Raw genomic sequence first — 16,219 nt, forward strand, 5'->3', positions numbered from 1 at the left:
GGGGGGTGGTGTCCGGCCCGAGGGCGGGGACGGGGACGTCCGGTCCGGGGACGGGGACGTCCGGCCCGGGGACGGGGACGCCCGGCCCGAGGACGGTGCGCCGCTGTCCGAGGCGGGTGTGGGCGAGGGCGGTGACACCGGGGCCGGGGCCGAAGGCGGCTCGGGCGTTGCCGGTGCCGATGACGGCTCAGCCTCGGACGGCTCGGCCTTGGCGGGCTCGGCCGGGGACGGCTCGGCCGGGGGCAGCAGCACCAGCGAGGGCGCCTCGGTCGAGGGCAGCTCGGCCGAGGACGGCTCGGTCGAGGACGGCTCGGCCGGGGGCGGCAGCACCGGCGAGGGCGGCTCAGGCGAGAGCGGCAGCACCGGCGAGGGAGGTGCCCCCGGCGAGGGAGGTGCCCCCGGCGAGGCCGGGGGTGTCGGCGGGGACGAGGCTGCCGCGCTTTCCGAGGCGCAGGCCGAGTTGGCCGCGCAGCGCGAGCTGCGGGCGCGGATCGAGGCGCGCAAGGCCGAGAAGGAGGGGCCCGTCACGGCCGGGACCAAGCTGAGCGGGCAGGCCGCCGACCTGCTCGCGGCCGTCCGCGCGGTCGAGAGCGGCGAGAAGCCGGGCACGTCCTTCTTCGCCTCCGCCCCGGCCCCCCGCCGCCCCGCCCCCGTCCCGGCCGCCCCCGCGCCCACCCGTGCGCAGGCGCCGCAGCCCGTGCGCGCGGCGGGGCCCGAGGCGGTGGCCGCGGCCCGGGCGGTGCTCGCCGAGGGAGGCGCGCCGGACTCCCTGGCCCCGCAGGTCACGGAGGCCCTGGGCGAGCAGGCGGCCGACATGCTGCGGGCCGACCCCTGGCAACTGCTGGCCGTGCCCGGCGTCCGCCCCGAGCAGGCCGACGGCTTCGCCCGGGCGCTGCTGGGCGCCGAGTGCGGCCCGGACGACCCGCGCCGGGCCGCCGCGCTGGTCACCTGGACGCTGGAGCGCGCCTCCGTCCAGGGCCACACCGCGCTGCCGGTCGCGGCGGTGAAGGCGGCGCTGGCCGAGCGTTCGCTGCCCGACCCCGACGAGGCCGTACGGCACGCGATCAGCGAGGGCGTGGTGCTGGTCTTCCAGGACGACGAGGCCTCGCTGGACGGTGAGCCGGGCGGCGTCGAGGAGACCGCCCCGGAGGATTCGAGCGAGGAGGAGGCGCGGGAGACGGCCCCCGTCGAGGTGCTGCTGGGCCTCGACCGGTACGCGCTGGCGGAGGAGAGCCTCGCCGACGGCCTGGCGCGGCTCGCCAACACCCCGGTGAAGGACGACGGCGGCGCCTGGGAGGCGGCCGCCGCGGCCGCTCCGTCCCCGTCCGCCGCCGAGTTGATCCGGGCGGTGGCGGGCGCCGGCCTGGTCACCCACTCCGGCGGCGAGGCCGCCCGCGCCGAGTCGGCGGCCGTGGTCAGCGCCGCGCACGGCCTCGGCCTGCGGGCGGCGGGCGCCGTCCACACCCGGGACGGACGGCGACGGCTCGCCGCGGCGGTGGGCCCCGAGCGGGCGTTCACCGTGGCCGGGCTGCTCTCCGCCGAGGGCCCCGGCCGGGACGAGGACGGGGCGCTCGCGCTGGACGTCCTGGTCGTGCAGGACGCCCCGCAGCTGGACGTGGAGAGCGCGGCGATGCTCGTCGAGTCCCTGCCGGACGGCTGCCGGCTGGTGCTCGGCGGGGACCCGGAGGTGCTGGGCTCGGCGGGCGCGGGCCGGGTGTTCGCCGATGTGCTGGCGGCCCGGGCGGTGCCGCACGTGGCGTCCCGCACCCCCGACCCCGGCCCGATCGGCGAGTTGGTCTCCGGGATCGGCGTCGGCGAGCTCGGCCAGGTCGAGGCGCCGGGCAAGGAGGTCGTCATCGTGCCCGTGCGGGACGCGGGCGAGGCGGTGCACCGCTGCGTCCAGCTCGTCGCGGACTCGGTGCCGCGCGCGCTCGGCGTGCCCCCCGAGCAGACCCAGGTGATCACGGTGGGCCACGGCGGCTCGGCGGGTACGCGGGCGCTCAACGCGGCCCTGAAGGAGCGGCTCAACCCGGGCCCCGGCCGGTTCGGGGGCTTCGACCCGGGCGACCGCGTGGCGTACGCGGAGGCGCCCGGGCGCACCTCGGTGGGCGTCGTCGGCTCGGCGGGCCCTGACGGGCTGCACCTCGACTGCGGGGGCGAGCGGCTCGTCGTACCGAAGGAGCGGGTGGAGTCGGCGCTGCGGCACGGCTGGGCCCTGACCGCCCACCAGGCGGCCGGCACGCGCTGGCCCGCGGTGGTGGCGGTGCTGCCCGGGGACGCGGCGGGGGGCCTGAGCCGGGCGTGGGTCTACACGGCGTTCGGCCGGGCCGAGCGCCATCTGTCCGTGGTGCACGGCGTGGACCAGGCGCTGCCGCGCGCGGTGGCGGAGGTGCCCGCCCCGGCGCGTACGACGCGGCTCACGCCCCTTCTGGCGGCCCTGCTGCGCGCGCCCGGGGCGGAGTAGCCCCGGGGCCGTCCGCGGCCCGCACACGACAGCCTCCGCGCCCGGAAGGGGCACGGAGGCTGTCGGCGTGCAGGCGCGGCGCCCGGAAGGTCAGGGCGCGGCGGGCAGGTCGTCCTCGTCCTCCAGCTCGTCCTCGTCGAAGACCGCGCTGACGTCGAACCGGCACACCACCCGCTGCGGGTCGGCGTGGTCGAAGGGTGTGCTCAGCCACTCCCCCGGCTCCGGCAGCTCGTCCGCCGCCGACACCCACAGCGTGGAGTCGCCCTCCTCCAGGCCGAACTCCTTGTGCCGGGAGGCGATCTCGTCCGGTTCGTACTCCCCGAAGAGCACGCCGAGCGCCGCGTGCACGCTCGTGCCGACCACCGCCGCCGCCCGGTCGTCCTCGGCGGGCTCGTCGGCCTCGGGGTCCAGGTCCGCGATCCGCTGGGCCTGGGCGAGCAGCCGCTGGGGCTCCACCACCGCGTAGTCGCGGCGGATCAGGACGCTCAGCGCGTTCGGCTCCTCGGGGCCCGTGTAGGGCGGCAGGGAGTCGTCGGCGCCCGGGATCTCGAAGGGGGTGACCTCGTCGTACCGGTCGTAGAGCCGCTCGTCGTACGCCTCGGCAGCGGCCGCCAGGGCGTTGAACGCGTCGTACACGGCCGGATCGTCGTCCCCGGTGCGGCGTTCCACCGCCTCCAGGTGGCGGTCCAGCGCGGCTTTGACCGCGTCGGCGGCGGCACGTACCTCGGCAGCGGAGGGCTGCGCAGCATCAGACATAGTGCAGACGCTATCCGTACCGGGGCTCTGCCCGCACAATAGATGCGATGCCGGAATACGAATTTGTCGACGTGTACGTGCCGCGCGGGGTGTCCCGCAAGGAGACCACACGTCTGTTGACCGACCACGCCGAGTACGGACACTGGGAGTTGGAGCGACTGAGTCTGCTGCGTGACGGCAGCCGCAGGGTGCGGCTGCGCAGGCGGATCATCCGCCAGCTGCGCGCCACGTGGTGACGGACCCCGGAGGACGAAAACGGATCGGGCCCCGCTGTCGCGGGGCCCGATCCGTTCTGCCCGGCTCCTGCCGCTCCGGGAGCGGCTCCGCCTACCCGGGCTTCGCCTGAGCGGGCCTCACCTACGCGCCGGAGCGGGCGCGGCGGTAGAGCGTGGTTCCGGCGAGGAGCAGGCCCGCACCGGCCGGCAGGGCGATGCCCATCATGTCCGACCCGGTGTGCGCCAGCGTGCCGGCGGCCTGCGGGGCCGTCAGGGCCTGGCTGCCCGGGGTGTGCGCGGCGGCCGAGGTGCCCGTCCCGTTCCCGGTGCCCGGGGTGCCCGGGGTGTGCGGGTGCTGTCCGGGCTTGGTCCGGTGGATCGGCTTGACCTGGTCCCCGGGCTTGCCCGGGTGGTGGGTGCCGGGGTGGTCCGTGTCGCACGGCTCACCGGGCTTGCCGGGGTGGCCCGGCTTTCCGGGGTGACCGGGCGTGCCCGGGTGCCCCGGCTTCCCCGGGTGTCCGGAGTGGTGCGGGGGCCGGTGGTCGTCGCCGGAGACGTTGGCGCAGTCGTTGCCGAAGACCGGGTTGAGCGCCCCGATCACGGTGACGCCGTTGCCGCAGGCGTTGACCGGCACGTCGACGGGCGCCTGGACGCTGTTGCCGGAGGCGACGCCGGGCGAGTGGCTCGCGCCGCCGTGGGCCGTGGCCCCGCCGGCGCCGTGGTGCGAACCGCCCTTGTTGACGCAGGTGTTGCCCATCGCCGGGTTGAGCAGCCCGATGATGTTGACGGTGTTGCCGCACGCGTTGACCGGCACGTGGACCGGCGCCTGGACCGCGTTGCCGGACGCGGCGCCCGGCGAGTCCTTGGCGCCCCCGTTCGCCGTGGAGTCGGCGTGCGCGTAGCCGCTGCCCATGGCGATGACGCCGGTGGCGGCGGCCATGGTGATCAGGCCTTTTCGGGTGACCTGTCGCATAGGTGGTTCCCTGCCTTCTACCTACCGGATGCTCCCGGACGCCGGTGCGCCCGGGAGGGGGTGCCTGGCAGCCCCGGAGCGCATGATGCGCGCTCCGGGGCCGCCGGGCTCGGACCTCACGGGGTGGGGTTCGACGTCACTTGTTGACGCAGGTGTTGCCGAAGGCGGGGTTCAGCAGCCCGATCACGGAAATCGTGTTGCCGCAGACGTTGACCGGCACGTGGATGGGCACCTGGATGACGTTGCCGGAAGCGACGCCCGGGGAGTTCACCGCGGCGCCCTGGGCACCGGCGTCGGCGACGGCGAGGCCGGCACCCGCGAGAACCAGACCACCGGTGACAGCCGCAGCAGCGACGACCTTCTTGATCATTACTTCCTCCTTGTTGGCAAAGGCGCGATCCCAGCCGCGGACCGCACACCCTGTAACGAGGGGAAAGTTATGGGGCTACGAGCTTATGAACGCATTCACTCTTCTCAGTCAACTCCGTACACCCGGGCGATTGTTGGCGTGTCGTTTCGCCACCGGGGCCACGGAGAGGACCGCAGGTGCGGGGCGCGCCCGGCACCTGCGGTCCTTCCCCGCTCAGGAGGCGTCGATGAACCGGTCGAGGACCCGTACGCCGAACTTGAGACCGTCCAGCGGCACCCGCTCGTCCACGCCGTGGAACATCCCGGCGAAGTCGAGCTCCGGCGGCAGCTTCAGCGGCGCGAAGCCGAAGCAGCGGATACCGAGGTCCGCGAACGACTTGGCGTCGGTGCCGGCCGAGAGCATGTACGGCACGGCCCGCGCGATCGGGTCCTCGGCCACCAGGGCGGTCTGCATGGCGTCGACGAGCGCCCCGTCGAAGGTGGTCTCCAGCGCCTTGTCGGCGTGCACGTCCTCGCGCCGGACCCGCGGCCCCAGGATCCGGTCGAGGTCGGCGAGGAACTCCTCCTCGTACCCCGGAAGGAACCGGCCGTCGACGTGCGCGGTGGCCTGGCCGGGGATCACGTTGACCTTGTAGCCCGCGCCGAGCTGGGTGGGGTTGGCGGTGTTCTGGAGCGAGGCGCCGATGAGCTTGGCGATGCCGCCGAGCTTGGCCAGCGTCTCGTCCATGTTCTCCGGGTCGAGCTCGGTGCCGAGCGCGTCGCCGAGCTCGTCGAGGAAGTGCCGCAGCGTCTTGGTGACGCGCACCGGGAACTTGTGCCGTCCCAGTCGCCCGACCGCCTCGGACAGCTCGGTGATGGCGTTGTCCTTGTGGATCATCGAACCGTGTCCGGCGCTGCCGTCCACGGTCAGCTTCATCCAGTGCATGCCCTTCTGGGCGGTCTCCACGAGGTAGAGCCGCAGGTTCTCGTTGACGGTGAAGGAGAAGCCGCCGACCTCGCTGATCGCCTCCGTCACGCCCTCGAAGAGGTCGGGGTGCTTGTCGACGAGGTAGCGGGCGCCGTAGGTGCCGCCCGCCTCCTCGTCGGCGAGGAAGGCGAGCACGATGTCGCGCGGGGGCTTGCGGCCGCTGCGCAGCCGGTCGCGTACGACCGCGAGGGTCATCGCGTCCATGTCCTTCATGTCGACGGCGCCGCGCCCCCAGACGCAGCCGTCGGCGATCTCGCCCGAGAACGGGTGGTGCGTCCAGTCGTCGGCGTTGGCCGGGACGACGTCGGTGTGGCCGTGGATGAGCAGTGCGGGCCGCGAGGGGTCCTCGCCCTGGATCCGGGCCACCGTGGAGGCCCGGCCGGTGTGCGACTCGAAGATCTTCGGTTCCAGTCCCACCTCCGCGAGCTTCTCGGCCACGTACTCGGCGGCCGCCCGCTCGCCGGGGCCGGAGTGGTCCCCGTAGTTGCTGGTGTCGATCCTGATCAGGTCGCGACAGAGGTCGACGACCTCGTCCTCGCCGGTCACGCCCCGCGCCGCCTTCGACTCGCTCACGCTGCTTCCTCCCGCTGCTGCCGCTGCCGCTTCGTTGAGTCCCCTCATCCTCCCTCGCGCGCCCCGCGCGCCCAAGGGCGGCGTCCGGTGGACATACGCCGTTCACGCAGGCCACGGGGGTGATCGAGCACCCCCAGATGTTTGCTATTGTTTTCCACGTCGGAACGGGCACGGCCCGCGAGACAGACACCTTGTCCGGGTGGCGGAATGGCAGACGCGCTAGCTTGAGGTGCTAGTGCCCTTTATCGGGCGTGGGGGTTCAAGTCCCCCCTCGGACACCACTTGAAAACCCCAGCTGAGCTGGGGTTTTCTTGTTTTTGTGAGACGTAGGTCAAAGATTCCGGCCGCCCCGCTCCCCCAGCGCGACGGCATCGACCCGGTGCGGGTGCGGCTGCCCGCCGACCCGGAGGGGGCCTGGGGGACGGTCCGGGAGCATCTCGTCGAGCGGTTCCGGGGGGCCGTCGGGGCCGGGCGGGTGGAGGAGATGGTGCGCGGCGGGCGGTTCCTGACCGCCGACGGGCCGGTGGACGAGGCGCTGGCCTACCGGGCGGGGATGTACGTCTGGTTCCACCGCGACTTCGCCCCCGAGGTGCCCGTGCCGTTCGGGATCGGGATCGTCCACCGCGACGAGCGGATCGTGGTCGCGGACAAGCCGCACTTCCTGGCCACCACGCCCCGGGGGCGGCACGTCACCGAGACCGCCGTGGCCCGGCTGCGGCGCGAGTTCGCCCTGCCCGCGCTCCAGCCCGCGCACCGCCTGGACCGGCTGACCGCCGGTCTCGCCCTGTTCGTGGTGCGTCCCGAGGACCGGGGCGCGTACCAGAACCTCTTCGCCGAGCGGCGGGTGCGCAAGGAGTACGAGGCGGTCGCCCCGTACGATCCGGGCGTGGCGCTGCCGGTGACCGTGCGCAGCCGGATCGTCAAGGAGCGCGGGGTGATCGCGGCCCGCGAGGAGGCGGGCGAGCCGAACGCCGAGAGCCGGATCGAGCTGACCGGGCGCCGGGGCGCCCTCGGCCGCTACCGGCTGCTCCCGGCGACCGGGCGCACCCATCAGCTGCGGGTCCATATGAACGCCCTCGGGCTGCCGATCCTCAACGACCCGGTGTATCCGGTGGTGGCCGAGGAGCCCGACCCGGACGACTTCGGCCGGCCGCTGCAACTGCTGGCGAAGGTGCTGGAGTTCACCGATCCGGTGGACGGGCGGGAACGGAGGTTCACGAGCGGGCTGCGGCTGGCCGCGTGGGACGCGGACGGCGGGGAACAGTAGACAGGGCGATACATCGGATCAATCGGGGGCCGGAGAGCGGGAATTCGGGTCGCGGGGGTATCTCGGCGCCTCAGACGTCTGATAAATCTGCTCGTATGCGCGTCACACAGCTCGGTGGCAGCGGCTGTGCCGTCAGTGCGCTCCCCCTCGGCGCGGCCGGACTCGGCAACCTCCTCGGCGAGGTGTCCGACGCGGACGCCCGGGAGGCGGTGGACGCCGCCGGACGGTTCGGGCGGCCCGTGCCGCGGGCGCTCTGGGAGGAGCTGGGCGTATGAGGGTGGCACCGGGGCCCACCAGCCCCCGCCCGACCGGTCCAGGGGCCACCCCGCCTGTCGTCGACGCGCACCACCATGTGTGGGACCTCGGCGTCCGCGATCAGGAGTGGCTCGCGGCTCCCGGGTTCGCGGGCCCGCGGCGGGACTTTCCCGTCGCGGAGCTGCGGCCCGCTGCCGCCGCCGCGGCACCAGGTGCAGGGTGAGCCCGACCCCCGGTGGCTGCTGCGGCCGGACGTGGGCGCGGGTCTGGCGGCGGTCGCGGCGGCCGGGCTCGCGTACGACCTGGTGGTCCTCCCCCATCAGCTCCCGGCCTGCGTCCGGGCCGCCGAGCGGCACCCGGGGCTGACCTTCGTACTCGACCACCTGGGCAAGCCGCCGGTGGCCTCCGGCGCCGTGGCGCCCTGGGCGTCGGCCGTCCGGGCGCACGCCGCGCTCCCGCACACGGTCTGCAAGCTGTCGGGCCTGGTCACCGAGGCGGGGCCGGGCTGGAGCGTCGGGGCTCTGCGGCCGTACGCGGACACCGTCCTTCAGGCGTTCGGCCCCGGGCGGCTGCTGTTCGGCTCGGACTGGCCGGTGTGCCTCGCGGTCTCCTCGTACGGCGAAGTCCTCGACACCGCCCGGGAGTTGACGAGGGACCTGAGCCCGCACGAGCGGGCCCAGGTCCTCCGGGGGTACGGCCGAGCGGGTCTACGGGCTCAGTGACCGCGCCTGATCCACTCGTCCAGGTGGGGGGCCTCGGCGCCGATGGTCGTCGCGTCGCCGTGGCCCGTGCGGACGACCGTGCCGGGCGGCAGGGTCAGCAGCCGCTCGCGGATGGAGTCGACGATCGTCGGGAAGTGCGAGAAGGACCGGCCGGTCGCACCCGGCCCCCCGGCGAACAGGGTGTCGCCGGTGAAGACGGTGCCCAGCTCGGGGGCGTACAGGCACACCGCGCCCGGGGCGTGGCCCGGGGTGTGGACGACCTCCAGGCGCGTCCCGGCGACCGACACCGCCTGACCGTCGGCCAGTTCGCCGTCGGGGGCGCGGTCCGGGTGGGTGAGCTTCCACAGCGGCAGGTCGTCGGGGTGCAGCAGGACCGGGGCGCCGGTGGCCTCGGCCAGCTCGGGGGCCGCGTCGATGTGGTCGTTGTGGGCGTGGGTGCACAGGATCGCGCGCAGGGTGCGCCCGCCCAGGGCGGCCAGGATCGCCCGGGCGTCGTGGGCGGCGTCGATGACCACCGCCTCCTCGTCGTCGCCCACGATCCAGACGTTGTTGTCGACGTCCCAGACGCCGCCGTCGAGGGCGAAGGTGCCCGAGGTGACCAGGTGCTCGATACGGGCGGCCATCAGAAGACCACCACCGAACGCAGCACGTCGCCCTCGTGCATCCGCTCGAAGGCCTTCTCGACCTCGTCCAGGGCGATGGTCTCGGTGACGAAGCCGGCGAGGTCGATCCGGCCCTGCTGGTGCAGGTCGATCAGTACGGGGAAGTCCCGGGAGGGCAGGCAGTCGCCGTACCAGGAGGACTTGAGCGCGCCGCCGCGTCCGAAGACGTCGATCAGCGGCAGCTCCAGCTTCATGTCCGGAGTCGGCACGCCGACCAGGACGACGGTCCCGGCCAGGTCGCGGGCGTAGAAGGCCTGCTCGAAGGTCTCCGGGCGGCCGACCGCCTCGATGACGACGTCGGCGCCGTAGCCGCCGGTGAGGGAGCGGATCGCCTCGACGGCTTCCGCGGTGAGGGAGTTGACCGTGTGGGTGGCGCCCATGGCCCGGGCGGTGGCCAGCTTGCGGTCGTCGATGTCGACGGCGACGATCTTCGAGGCGCCCGCGAGCCGGGCGCCCACGATCGCCGCGTTCCCGACCCCGCCGCAGCCGATGACGGCGACCGAGTCGCCCCGGCTCACGTTGCCGGTGTTGAGGGCGGCGCCGATGCCCGCCATGACGCCGCAGCCGAGGAGGCCCGCCACGGCCGGGGAGACCGTCGGGTCGACCTTGGTGCACTGTCCGGCCGCGACCAGCGTCTTCTCGGCGAAGGCGCCGATGCCGAGCGCGGGAGAGAGCTCGGTGCCGTCGGTGAGGGTCATCTTCTGCCGGGCGTTGTGGGTGTTGAAGCAGTACTGGGGGCGCCCGCGCAGACAGGAGCGGCACTGGCCGCACACCGCGCGCCAGTTGAGGATCACGAAGTCGCCCGGGGCGACGTCGGTGACGCCCGTGCCGACGGACTCGACCACGCCGGCGGCCTCGTGGCCGAGCAGGAAGGGGAAGTCGTCGTTGATCCCGCCCTGCTTGTAGTGCAGGTCGGTGTGGCACACCCCGCACGCCTGGACCTTCACCACGGCCTCGCCGGGCCCCGGGTCCGGCACCACGATCGTCTCCACCCGTACGGGCTCGTTCTTCCCCGGTGCGATGACCCCTCGGACCTGCTGCGGCATACGTGGACTTCCTCTCTGGCACCGCCGGTACGCGCGGACGCGTACGGGCGGGAACGTGTACGGGCCCGACCTCCGCACGTTACCGGGTGCGTGCCGAAGGGCGGCACCCCGTGCCGGGGTGCCGCCCTTCTCGTACCGCTCGTACCGCCGCTTCGCGCCTAGCGCTCGGCCGCGAGCTCGCCGACCCGCTTGCGGACCAGGAACCAGCCGCCGACCAGCATGCCCAGGATGACGGGCAGGCAGTAGACGGTGGTGCGGCCGACGCCGCCGCCGTACCACATCAGGTACAGGACCGAGGCGAGGAAGACCAGGGTGACGATCTGGGTGTACGGGGCCCAGGGCAGCCGGTAGGAGGGGCGGGTGAGCAGGCCCTCCTGGGAGCGCCGCCAGAAGAGCAGCGAGCAGACCATGATCATGGCCCAGGTGCCGAGGATGCCGATGGAGGCGAAGTTCAGCACGATCTCGAAGGCGTCGTCGGGCATCAGCTTGTTCAGGGCGACACCGGCCGCGCCGAAGGCGGCGGTCAGCAGGACACCGCCGTAGGGCACCTGGCCCTTGTTCATCCGGGCCGTGAACTTGGGCGCGGAGCCCGCGACGGCCATCGAGCGCAGGATGCGGCCGGTGGAGTACAGGCCGGAGTTGAGGCTGGAGAGCGCGGCGGTCAGGACCACCAGGTTCATCACGCCGGCCGCGCCCGGCACGCCGAGCTTGTCCAGGACGGTGACGAACGGGCTCTGGTCGCCCGAGTAGGCGGTGTACGGCAGGATCAGCGCGAGCAGGACGACCGAGCCGACGTAGAAGATGCCGACGCGCCACATGATCGAGTTGATCGCCTTGGGCAGGATCTTCTGCGGGTTCTCGGTCTCACCGGCGGCGACACCGCAGAGCTCGACGGAGGCGTACGCGAAGACGACGCCCTGGACGACCAGGAGCATGGGCAGCGTGCCCATCGGGAAGATGCCGCCGTGGTCGGTGATGTTGGCCAGGCCCGGGGTGTTGCCGTCGACGCTGTGCTGGGTGGCGACCAGGTAGATGCCGACCAGCATGAAGGCGACCAGGGCCGCGACCTTGACGATCGCGAACCAGAACTCCATCTCGCCGAAGTACTTCACCGAGATCAGGTTGGCGGTGAGGACCACGGCCAGGGCGATCAGGGCGAGGACCCACTGCGGGATGTCGCTGAACATCGCCCAGAAGTGGGCGTAGGTGGCGGCGGCCGTGATGTCCGCCACGGCGGTGGTCGACCAGTTCAGGAAGTACAGCCAGCCGGCCGTGTAGGCGCCCTTCTCGCCCATGAACTCACGGGCGTAGGAGACGAAGGCGCCGGAGGAGGGGCGGTAGAGCACGAGCTCGCCCAGGGCCCTGACCACGAAGAAGGCGAAGACGCCGCAGACCGCGTAGGCGATCGCGAGCGAGGGGCCCGCGCCCGCCATCCGGCCGCCGGCGCCGAGGAACAGCCCGGTGCCGATCGCGCCGCCGATGGCGATCATGTTGATGTGCCGGGACTTGAGGTCCTTGCTGTAACCGGCGTCACCGGCGTCGAAGTGGGGGGTGCCCTGCGTCTGCGCGGGCGCCGACGTCTCGGCCGCAGGCATGGTGCGGTCACTCATGTAGCTGTATCGCCTTCGTGAGGGGTCATACGGTCGTGCGATACCGGGCAGTGCCGGTGCCGTCCCGGCGGTGGCCGGTGATGCGGGGAGAGCGCTGTGGGGTCACCCGCGGCGTGGCTGATTCGGGACATGGTCGCGGCTCGACGGGGCATTTGGCAGTGGCCAATGTCACGTACGGGCAGATCTGTGATGAATCTGAGGTAAATCTGAGCTTTACGGGGCGAGAACGTCCAATTCCTTGAGGGCACCGACGGCGATCTCGCGGGTGAGCCGCTCGGCCCGTTCCGCGTCCCGCTCCCGGACCGCCTCGGCCACCCGCACGTGCAGGGTGACGGCCGCGGGGTCGGGATCCTCGAACATCACCTGGTGGTGGGTGCGGCCGGTCAGGACCTCGGCGACCACGTCGCCGAGCCGGGCGAACATCTCGTTGCCCGAGGCGTTCAGGACGATCCGGTGGAAGGCCACGTCGTGGACGAGGTAGCCCTCCAGCTGGCGCCCGCGCGAGGTGGCGACCATGCCGAGCGCCTGCTCGGTGAGGGCGGCGCACTGCTCGGGGGTGGCGTGGTGGGCGGCGAGTCCGGCGGCGACCGGCTCCACGGCCGAGCGCAGCACGGTCAGCGAGCGCAGCTGGCGCGGCCGGTCGGCCCCGGCCAGGCGCCAGCGGATGACCTGGGGGTCGTACACGTTCCACTGCTCGGTGGCCCGGACCGTCACCCCGACTCGCCGCCGGGACTCGACCAGCTGCATCGATTCCAGGACCCGGATCGCCTCCCGGATGACGGTGCGCGAGACGTCGAAGCGCTGGGCGAGCTCGTCGCCGCGCAGCACGCTGCCGGGCGGGTAGTCGCCTGCGGTGATCGCGCGGCCGAGGGTGTCGAGCACCTGCGCGTGCAGTCCCTGGGCCTGTGTGGTCATGGCCGTAAGGGTACGGGGCGGGGGAACCCGGGCAGGACGGGCGCACGGACCCGGCGAGCAGAAAAGTATTACTTATTTGTCACGAGGTCTTGAATACGTCGCACCTTTTGGGTTTCAGTAGCGCGACGGACGGATGGCCGGAAACGACCTCCGCCCGGACCACATCGATGTCGACGAAGACAGCGAGGCACCGCTATGAGCACCCCCCACGTCGTCGTGGTGATGGGCGTGGCCGGCACCGGCAAGACCACGATCGGCCCGCTGGTCGCGCGGGCCCTGGGCGTTCCGTACGCCGAGGGCGACGACTTCCACCCGCCGGCCAACGTCGCCAAGATGTCGGCCGGCGTCCCGCTGGAGGACGAGGACCGCAGGCCCTGGCTCGACGCGATCGGGCGGTGGGCCCACGAACGGGCGGGCCTCGGCGGGGTGGTGAGCAGCTCCGCGCTCAAGCGCGCCTACCGCGACCGGCTGCGGGCCGCCGCCCCCGGCCTGGTCTTCCTGCACCTGACCGGCGACCGGGAGCTCATCGAGCGCCGGATGGGCGAGCGCCAGGGCCACTTCATGCCCGCCGCGCTCCTCGACTCGCAGTTCGCGACGCTCCAGCCGCTCCAGGCGGACGAGGCGGGCGTCGCCGTCGACGTCGCCGGGACCCCCGAGGACATCACCGACCGGGCCGTCGCCGCGCTGCGCCGGCTCCCCGCGTAAGGACCACACCGTGACCAGCCTCAGCGTCGAGATCCTGGCAGCGGGCGCGGCCGAGCCGATCACCTCGGCGGGCAACGCCCGGCTGGGGATCGCCGTACTCGCCGGCATCGCCGTCATCGTCCTGCTCATCACCCGGTTCAAACTGCACGCCTTCCTGGCCCTGACCATCGGCTCGCTGGCGCTGGGCGCCTTCGCCGGGGCGCCGCTGGACAAGACGATCACCAGCTTCACCACGGGCCTCGGCAACACCGTCGCCGGTGTCGGGGTGCTCATCGCCCTCGGCGCGATCCTCGGCAAGCTCCTCGCCGACTCGGGCGGCGCGGACCAGATCGTCGACACGATCCTGGCGAGGGCCGGGAAGTCCGGCGGGCGCGCGATGCCCTGGGCGATGGTCGTCATCGCCTCGATCATCGGCCTGCCGCTCTTCTTCGAGGTCGGGATCGTGCTGCTGATCCCGGTGGTGCTGCTCGTCGCCAAGCGCGGCGACTACTCGCTGATGCGGATCGGCATCCCGGCGCTCGCCGGACTCTCGGTGATGCACGGGCTGATCCCGCCGCACCCGGGCCCGCTGGCCGCCATCGACGCGGTGGACGCGAACCTGGGCGTCACCCTCGCCCTCGGCGTCCTGGTCGCGATCCCCACGGTGATCATCGCCGGTCCCGTCTTCTCCACGTACGCGGCGCGCTGGGTCGACATCCCGGCGCCGGACCGGATGGTCCCGGCCCGCCCCTCGGAGGACCTGGAGAAGCGGCCGAGCTTCCTCGCCACCGTCTCCACGGTGCTGCTGCCGGTCGTGCTGATGCTGGTGAAGGCCCTGGTCGACATCGTGGTCGACGACCCGAAGAACCACCTCCAGCGGGTCACCGACGTGATCGGCTCGCCGCTGATCGCGCTCCTCGCGGCCGTCCTCGTCGCCCTCTTCACGCTGGGCCGGGCCGCCGGGTTCAGCAAGGAGCGGATCTCCACCACGGTCGCGAAGTCGCTCGCCCCGATCGCCGGCATCCTCATGATCGTCGGCGCGGGCGGCGGCTTCAAGCAGACGCTCATCGATGTGGGTGTCGGCCAGATGATCCTGGACATCTCCCAGGACTGGTCCATCCCCGCGCTGCTGCTCGCCTGGCTGATCGCGGTCGCGATCCGGCTCGCGACCGGCTCCGCCACGGTGGCCACGATCTCCGCCGCCGGCCTGGTGGCCCCGCTGGCCGCCGACATGTCGACCGGGCACACGGCCCTGCTGGTCCTCGCGGTCGGCGCGGGCTCGCTCTTCTTCAGCCATGTCAACGACGCCGGGTTCTGGCTGGTGAAGGAGTACTTCGGGATGGACGTCGGCCAGACGGTGAAGACCTGGTCGGTGATGGAGACGATCATCTCGGTGGTGGCGCTGGGCTTCGTCCTGCTGCTGTCACTGGTGATCTAGCGGAGCACGTCCCTTCTCCAACTCGTCCAGCCACAGCCCGTGTTCCCTGCGGGCCCAGGGGCGCCCCACCGACCCGGTGCGCATGCCACGGCGTGCCTCCGGGTCGAGGAGCGCCATGGCCACATGGCCGCCGAGCACGATGCCGACGGCCAGCGCCAGCCAGTCGTGGACGAAGGTCGAGCCGACCCGCACGGCCAGCGGCGCCAGATGGGTGAACCACATGAACAGCCCGGTCCCGAGCAGGACGAGCGCGGCCCCGGTGATCCACCCGGCGTAGACCTTCTGACCGGCGTTGAACTTGCCCGCCGTACGCGGGTGTCCGTCCCGGGTGAGCGCCGAGCGCAGCCAGCGCCGGTCGTGCGGCCCGAACCGGTTGAGCCTGCGCAGATCGGCCCGGAAGGCCCGCGAGGCGAGCCCCGCCAGGACCGGTACGGGCAGCAGCAGGCCCGCGTACTCGTGCACCGTCACCACCAGCTCCCTGCGGCCCACGGCCTCGGCGAGCTGCGGCAGATAGAGCACGGCGGCCGAGAGCACGCACACCCCGAACACAAGCGCGTTGGCGCGGTGCACCCAGCGCTCGGCGGCGGTGAACCTCCCTACCCGGGCGCCCGGTTCAGCCGGTGGGGTGGTCGTCGCGTCCGTTGGACCGGCCGACCCAGGCATCCGTGTCATAGCCCCGCTCCTCCCAGAACCCGCGCCGTACCGTGCCCGTCACGGTGATCCCGGAGAGCCATTTCGCCGACTTGTAGAAGTACATGGGCGCCACATAGAGGCGGACCGGGCCGCCGTGCGCGTGGGAGACCGGCTTGTCCTTCATGCTCAGGGCCACCAGCACGTCGTCGCGCCGGGCCTGTTCGAGCGTGAGGCTCTCGGTGTACGTGCCGTCGAAGCAGCTGAAGCGGACCGCCCGGGCTCCCTCGCGCACCCCCGCAGCATCCAGGAGCCGGGACAGCCGCACGCCCGCGAACGGGGTGTCCGGCACCCGCCAGCCCGTCACGCACTGCACGTCCCGCACCAGCCGCGTCTGGGGCAGCGCCCGCAGCGCGTCCAGGGTGTAGGTGGCGGGGCGGTCGACGAGGCCGTCGACGGTGAGCCGGTAGTCGGCGGCGCCCCGGTGCGGTACGGAGGCGGCGACCGAGTAGTAGCGGAAGCCGCCGCCGTTGGGCAGCAGCCCGGTCAGGCCGGTGGGGTCCTTCCCGGCGGCGGCGCCGAGGAAGGACTCCAGGCCGCGCTGGAGGGCGGGGGCGGCGGCGACCCCGGCGACGCCGAGGCCGAGCATGCCGAGCACGATCCGGCGGCCGAC

At 73.1% G+C, this 16,219-nt stretch carries 16 protein-coding genes, 1 tRNA gene and 1 pseudogene; 8 read left to right on the top strand and 10 right to left on the bottom strand.

Annotated elements, in window-relative coordinates; all coding sequences use genetic code 11:
* The first annotated feature begins 118 nt into the window (after positions 1-118).
* The gene (locus ABZ404_RS35285) at positions 119-2,464 is read left to right on the top strand and encodes an ATP-dependent RecD-like DNA helicase (RefSeq protein WP_358834916.1); all 2,346 of its coding nucleotides are present in this window, start codon (positions 119-121) and stop codon (positions 2,462-2,464) included.
* A 90-nt stretch (positions 2,465-2,554) separates the two neighbouring features.
* On the opposite strand, the gene ABZ404_RS35290 is transcribed toward ABZ404_RS35285, so the two are convergent.
* Positions 2,555-3,220, bottom strand: coding sequence for a hypothetical protein (locus tag ABZ404_RS35290; protein ID WP_358834907.1), 666 nt, complete (start codon positions 3,218-3,220; stop codon positions 2,555-2,557).
* Between the two features lie 47 nt (positions 3,221-3,267).
* On the opposite strand from ABZ404_RS35290, the gene ABZ404_RS35295 reads away from it, so the two are divergent.
* Entirely contained in the window at positions 3,268-3,456 is a 189-nt protein-coding gene (locus ABZ404_RS35295) for a DUF5703 family protein (protein ID WP_344075348.1), read from the top strand.
* A gap of 121 nt (positions 3,457-3,577) precedes the next feature.
* Here ABZ404_RS35295 and ABZ404_RS35300 read toward each other — a convergent pair whose 3' ends face one another.
* The 3 genes from ABZ404_RS35300 to ABZ404_RS35310 form a co-directional block, all read right to left on the bottom strand.
* Positions 3,578-4,408, bottom strand: coding sequence for a chaplin (locus ABZ404_RS35300; RefSeq protein ID WP_358834906.1), 831 nt, complete (start codon positions 4,406-4,408; stop codon positions 3,578-3,580).
* Positions 4,409-4,544: 136 nt separating this feature from the next.
* Positions 4,545-4,778 carry a chaplin ChpH gene (chpH, locus tag ABZ404_RS35305; protein ID WP_358834905.1) on the bottom strand — a complete coding sequence of 78 codons (234 nt, stop codon included), beginning with the start codon at positions 4,776-4,778 and terminating at the stop codon, positions 4,545-4,547.
* A 213-nt stretch (positions 4,779-4,991) separates the two neighbouring features.
* Entirely contained in the window at positions 4,992-6,317 is a 1,326-nt protein-coding gene (locus tag ABZ404_RS35310; protein ID WP_358834904.1) for a M20/M25/M40 family metallo-hydrolase, read from the bottom strand.
* Between the two features lie 193 nt (positions 6,318-6,510).
* Here ABZ404_RS35310 and ABZ404_RS35315 point away from each other — a divergent pair.
* The 4 genes and pseudogenes from ABZ404_RS35315 (at position 6,511) to ABZ404_RS35330 (ending at position 8,571) form a co-directional block, all read left to right on the top strand.
* Positions 6,511-6,598 (top strand) — tRNA-Leu (locus tag ABZ404_RS35315).
* Positions 6,599-6,636: 38 nt separating this feature from the next.
* Complete coding sequence (locus ABZ404_RS35320) at positions 6,637-7,584, top strand: RluA family pseudouridine synthase (RefSeq protein WP_358834903.1); 948 nt, start codon at positions 6,637-6,639, stop codon at positions 7,582-7,584.
* 95 nt (positions 7,585-7,679) lie between these two features.
* Positions 7,680-7,859, top strand: a complete 180-nt coding sequence (locus ABZ404_RS35325; protein ID WP_358834902.1) for a hypothetical protein — start codon at positions 7,680-7,682, stop codon at positions 7,857-7,859.
* Positions 7,856-8,571 (top strand): annotated as a pseudogene (locus ABZ404_RS35330) (amidohydrolase family protein). Before ABZ404_RS35325 ends, ABZ404_RS35330 begins: the two are co-directional and overlap by 4 nt.
* Here the strand turns inward: ABZ404_RS35330 and ABZ404_RS35335 are convergent.
* The 4 genes from ABZ404_RS35335 to ABZ404_RS35350 all read right to left on the bottom strand — a co-directional run bounded on the left by ABZ404_RS35335 (position 8,555) and on the right by ABZ404_RS35350 (position 12,794).
* Complete coding sequence (locus ABZ404_RS35335; RefSeq protein ID WP_358834901.1) at positions 8,555-9,184, bottom strand: MBL fold metallo-hydrolase; 630 nt, start codon at positions 9,182-9,184, stop codon at positions 8,555-8,557. The pseudogene ABZ404_RS35330 and the gene ABZ404_RS35335 overlap by 17 nt on opposite strands.
* Complete coding sequence (locus ABZ404_RS35340) at positions 9,184-10,269, bottom strand: S-(hydroxymethyl)mycothiol dehydrogenase (RefSeq protein WP_358834900.1); 1,086 nt, start codon at positions 10,267-10,269, stop codon at positions 9,184-9,186. Before ABZ404_RS35340 ends, ABZ404_RS35335 begins: the two co-directional genes overlap by 1 nt.
* Before the next feature lie 158 nt (positions 10,270-10,427).
* Positions 10,428-11,879, bottom strand: a complete 1,452-nt coding sequence (locus tag ABZ404_RS35345; RefSeq protein WP_358832795.1) for an amino acid permease — start codon at positions 11,877-11,879, stop codon at positions 10,428-10,430.
* A 213-nt stretch (positions 11,880-12,092) separates the two neighbouring features.
* Positions 12,093-12,794, bottom strand: a complete 702-nt coding sequence (locus tag ABZ404_RS35350) for a FadR/GntR family transcriptional regulator (protein ID WP_358832794.1) — start codon at positions 12,792-12,794, stop codon at positions 12,093-12,095.
* 195 nt (positions 12,795-12,989) lie between these two features.
* Between ABZ404_RS35350 and ABZ404_RS35355 the strand changes: the two genes are divergently transcribed.
* A complete protein-coding gene (locus tag ABZ404_RS35355; protein ID WP_358832793.1) occupies positions 12,990-13,499 on the top strand; it encodes a gluconokinase in 510 nt (169 codons plus the stop codon).
* A gap of 10 nt (positions 13,500-13,509) precedes the next feature.
* Complete coding sequence (locus tag ABZ404_RS35360) at positions 13,510-14,916, top strand: gluconate:H+ symporter (protein ID WP_358832792.1); 1,407 nt, start codon at positions 13,510-13,512, stop codon at positions 14,914-14,916.
* On the opposite strand, the gene ABZ404_RS35365 is transcribed toward ABZ404_RS35360, so the two are convergent.
* Positions 14,902-15,588: a cytochrome b/b6 domain-containing protein gene (locus ABZ404_RS35365; RefSeq protein WP_358832791.1), complete on the bottom strand. Its 687-nt coding sequence runs from the start codon at positions 15,586-15,588 to the stop codon at positions 14,902-14,904. The two genes, ABZ404_RS35360 and ABZ404_RS35365, sit on opposite strands and share 15 nt — an antisense overlap.
* On the bottom strand, positions 15,530-16,195 hold the full coding sequence (locus ABZ404_RS35370; protein ID WP_358832820.1) for a molybdopterin-dependent oxidoreductase: 666 nt from the start codon (positions 16,193-16,195) through the stop codon (positions 15,530-15,532). Before ABZ404_RS35370 ends, ABZ404_RS35365 begins: the two co-directional genes overlap by 59 nt.
* Positions 16,196-16,219: the final 24 nt, after the last annotated feature.

This window comes from Streptomyces sp. NPDC005878, assembly GCF_040629815.1.
In the GTDB taxonomy this organism is placed as follows: domain Bacteria; phylum Actinomycetota; class Actinomycetes; order Streptomycetales; family Streptomycetaceae; genus Streptomyces.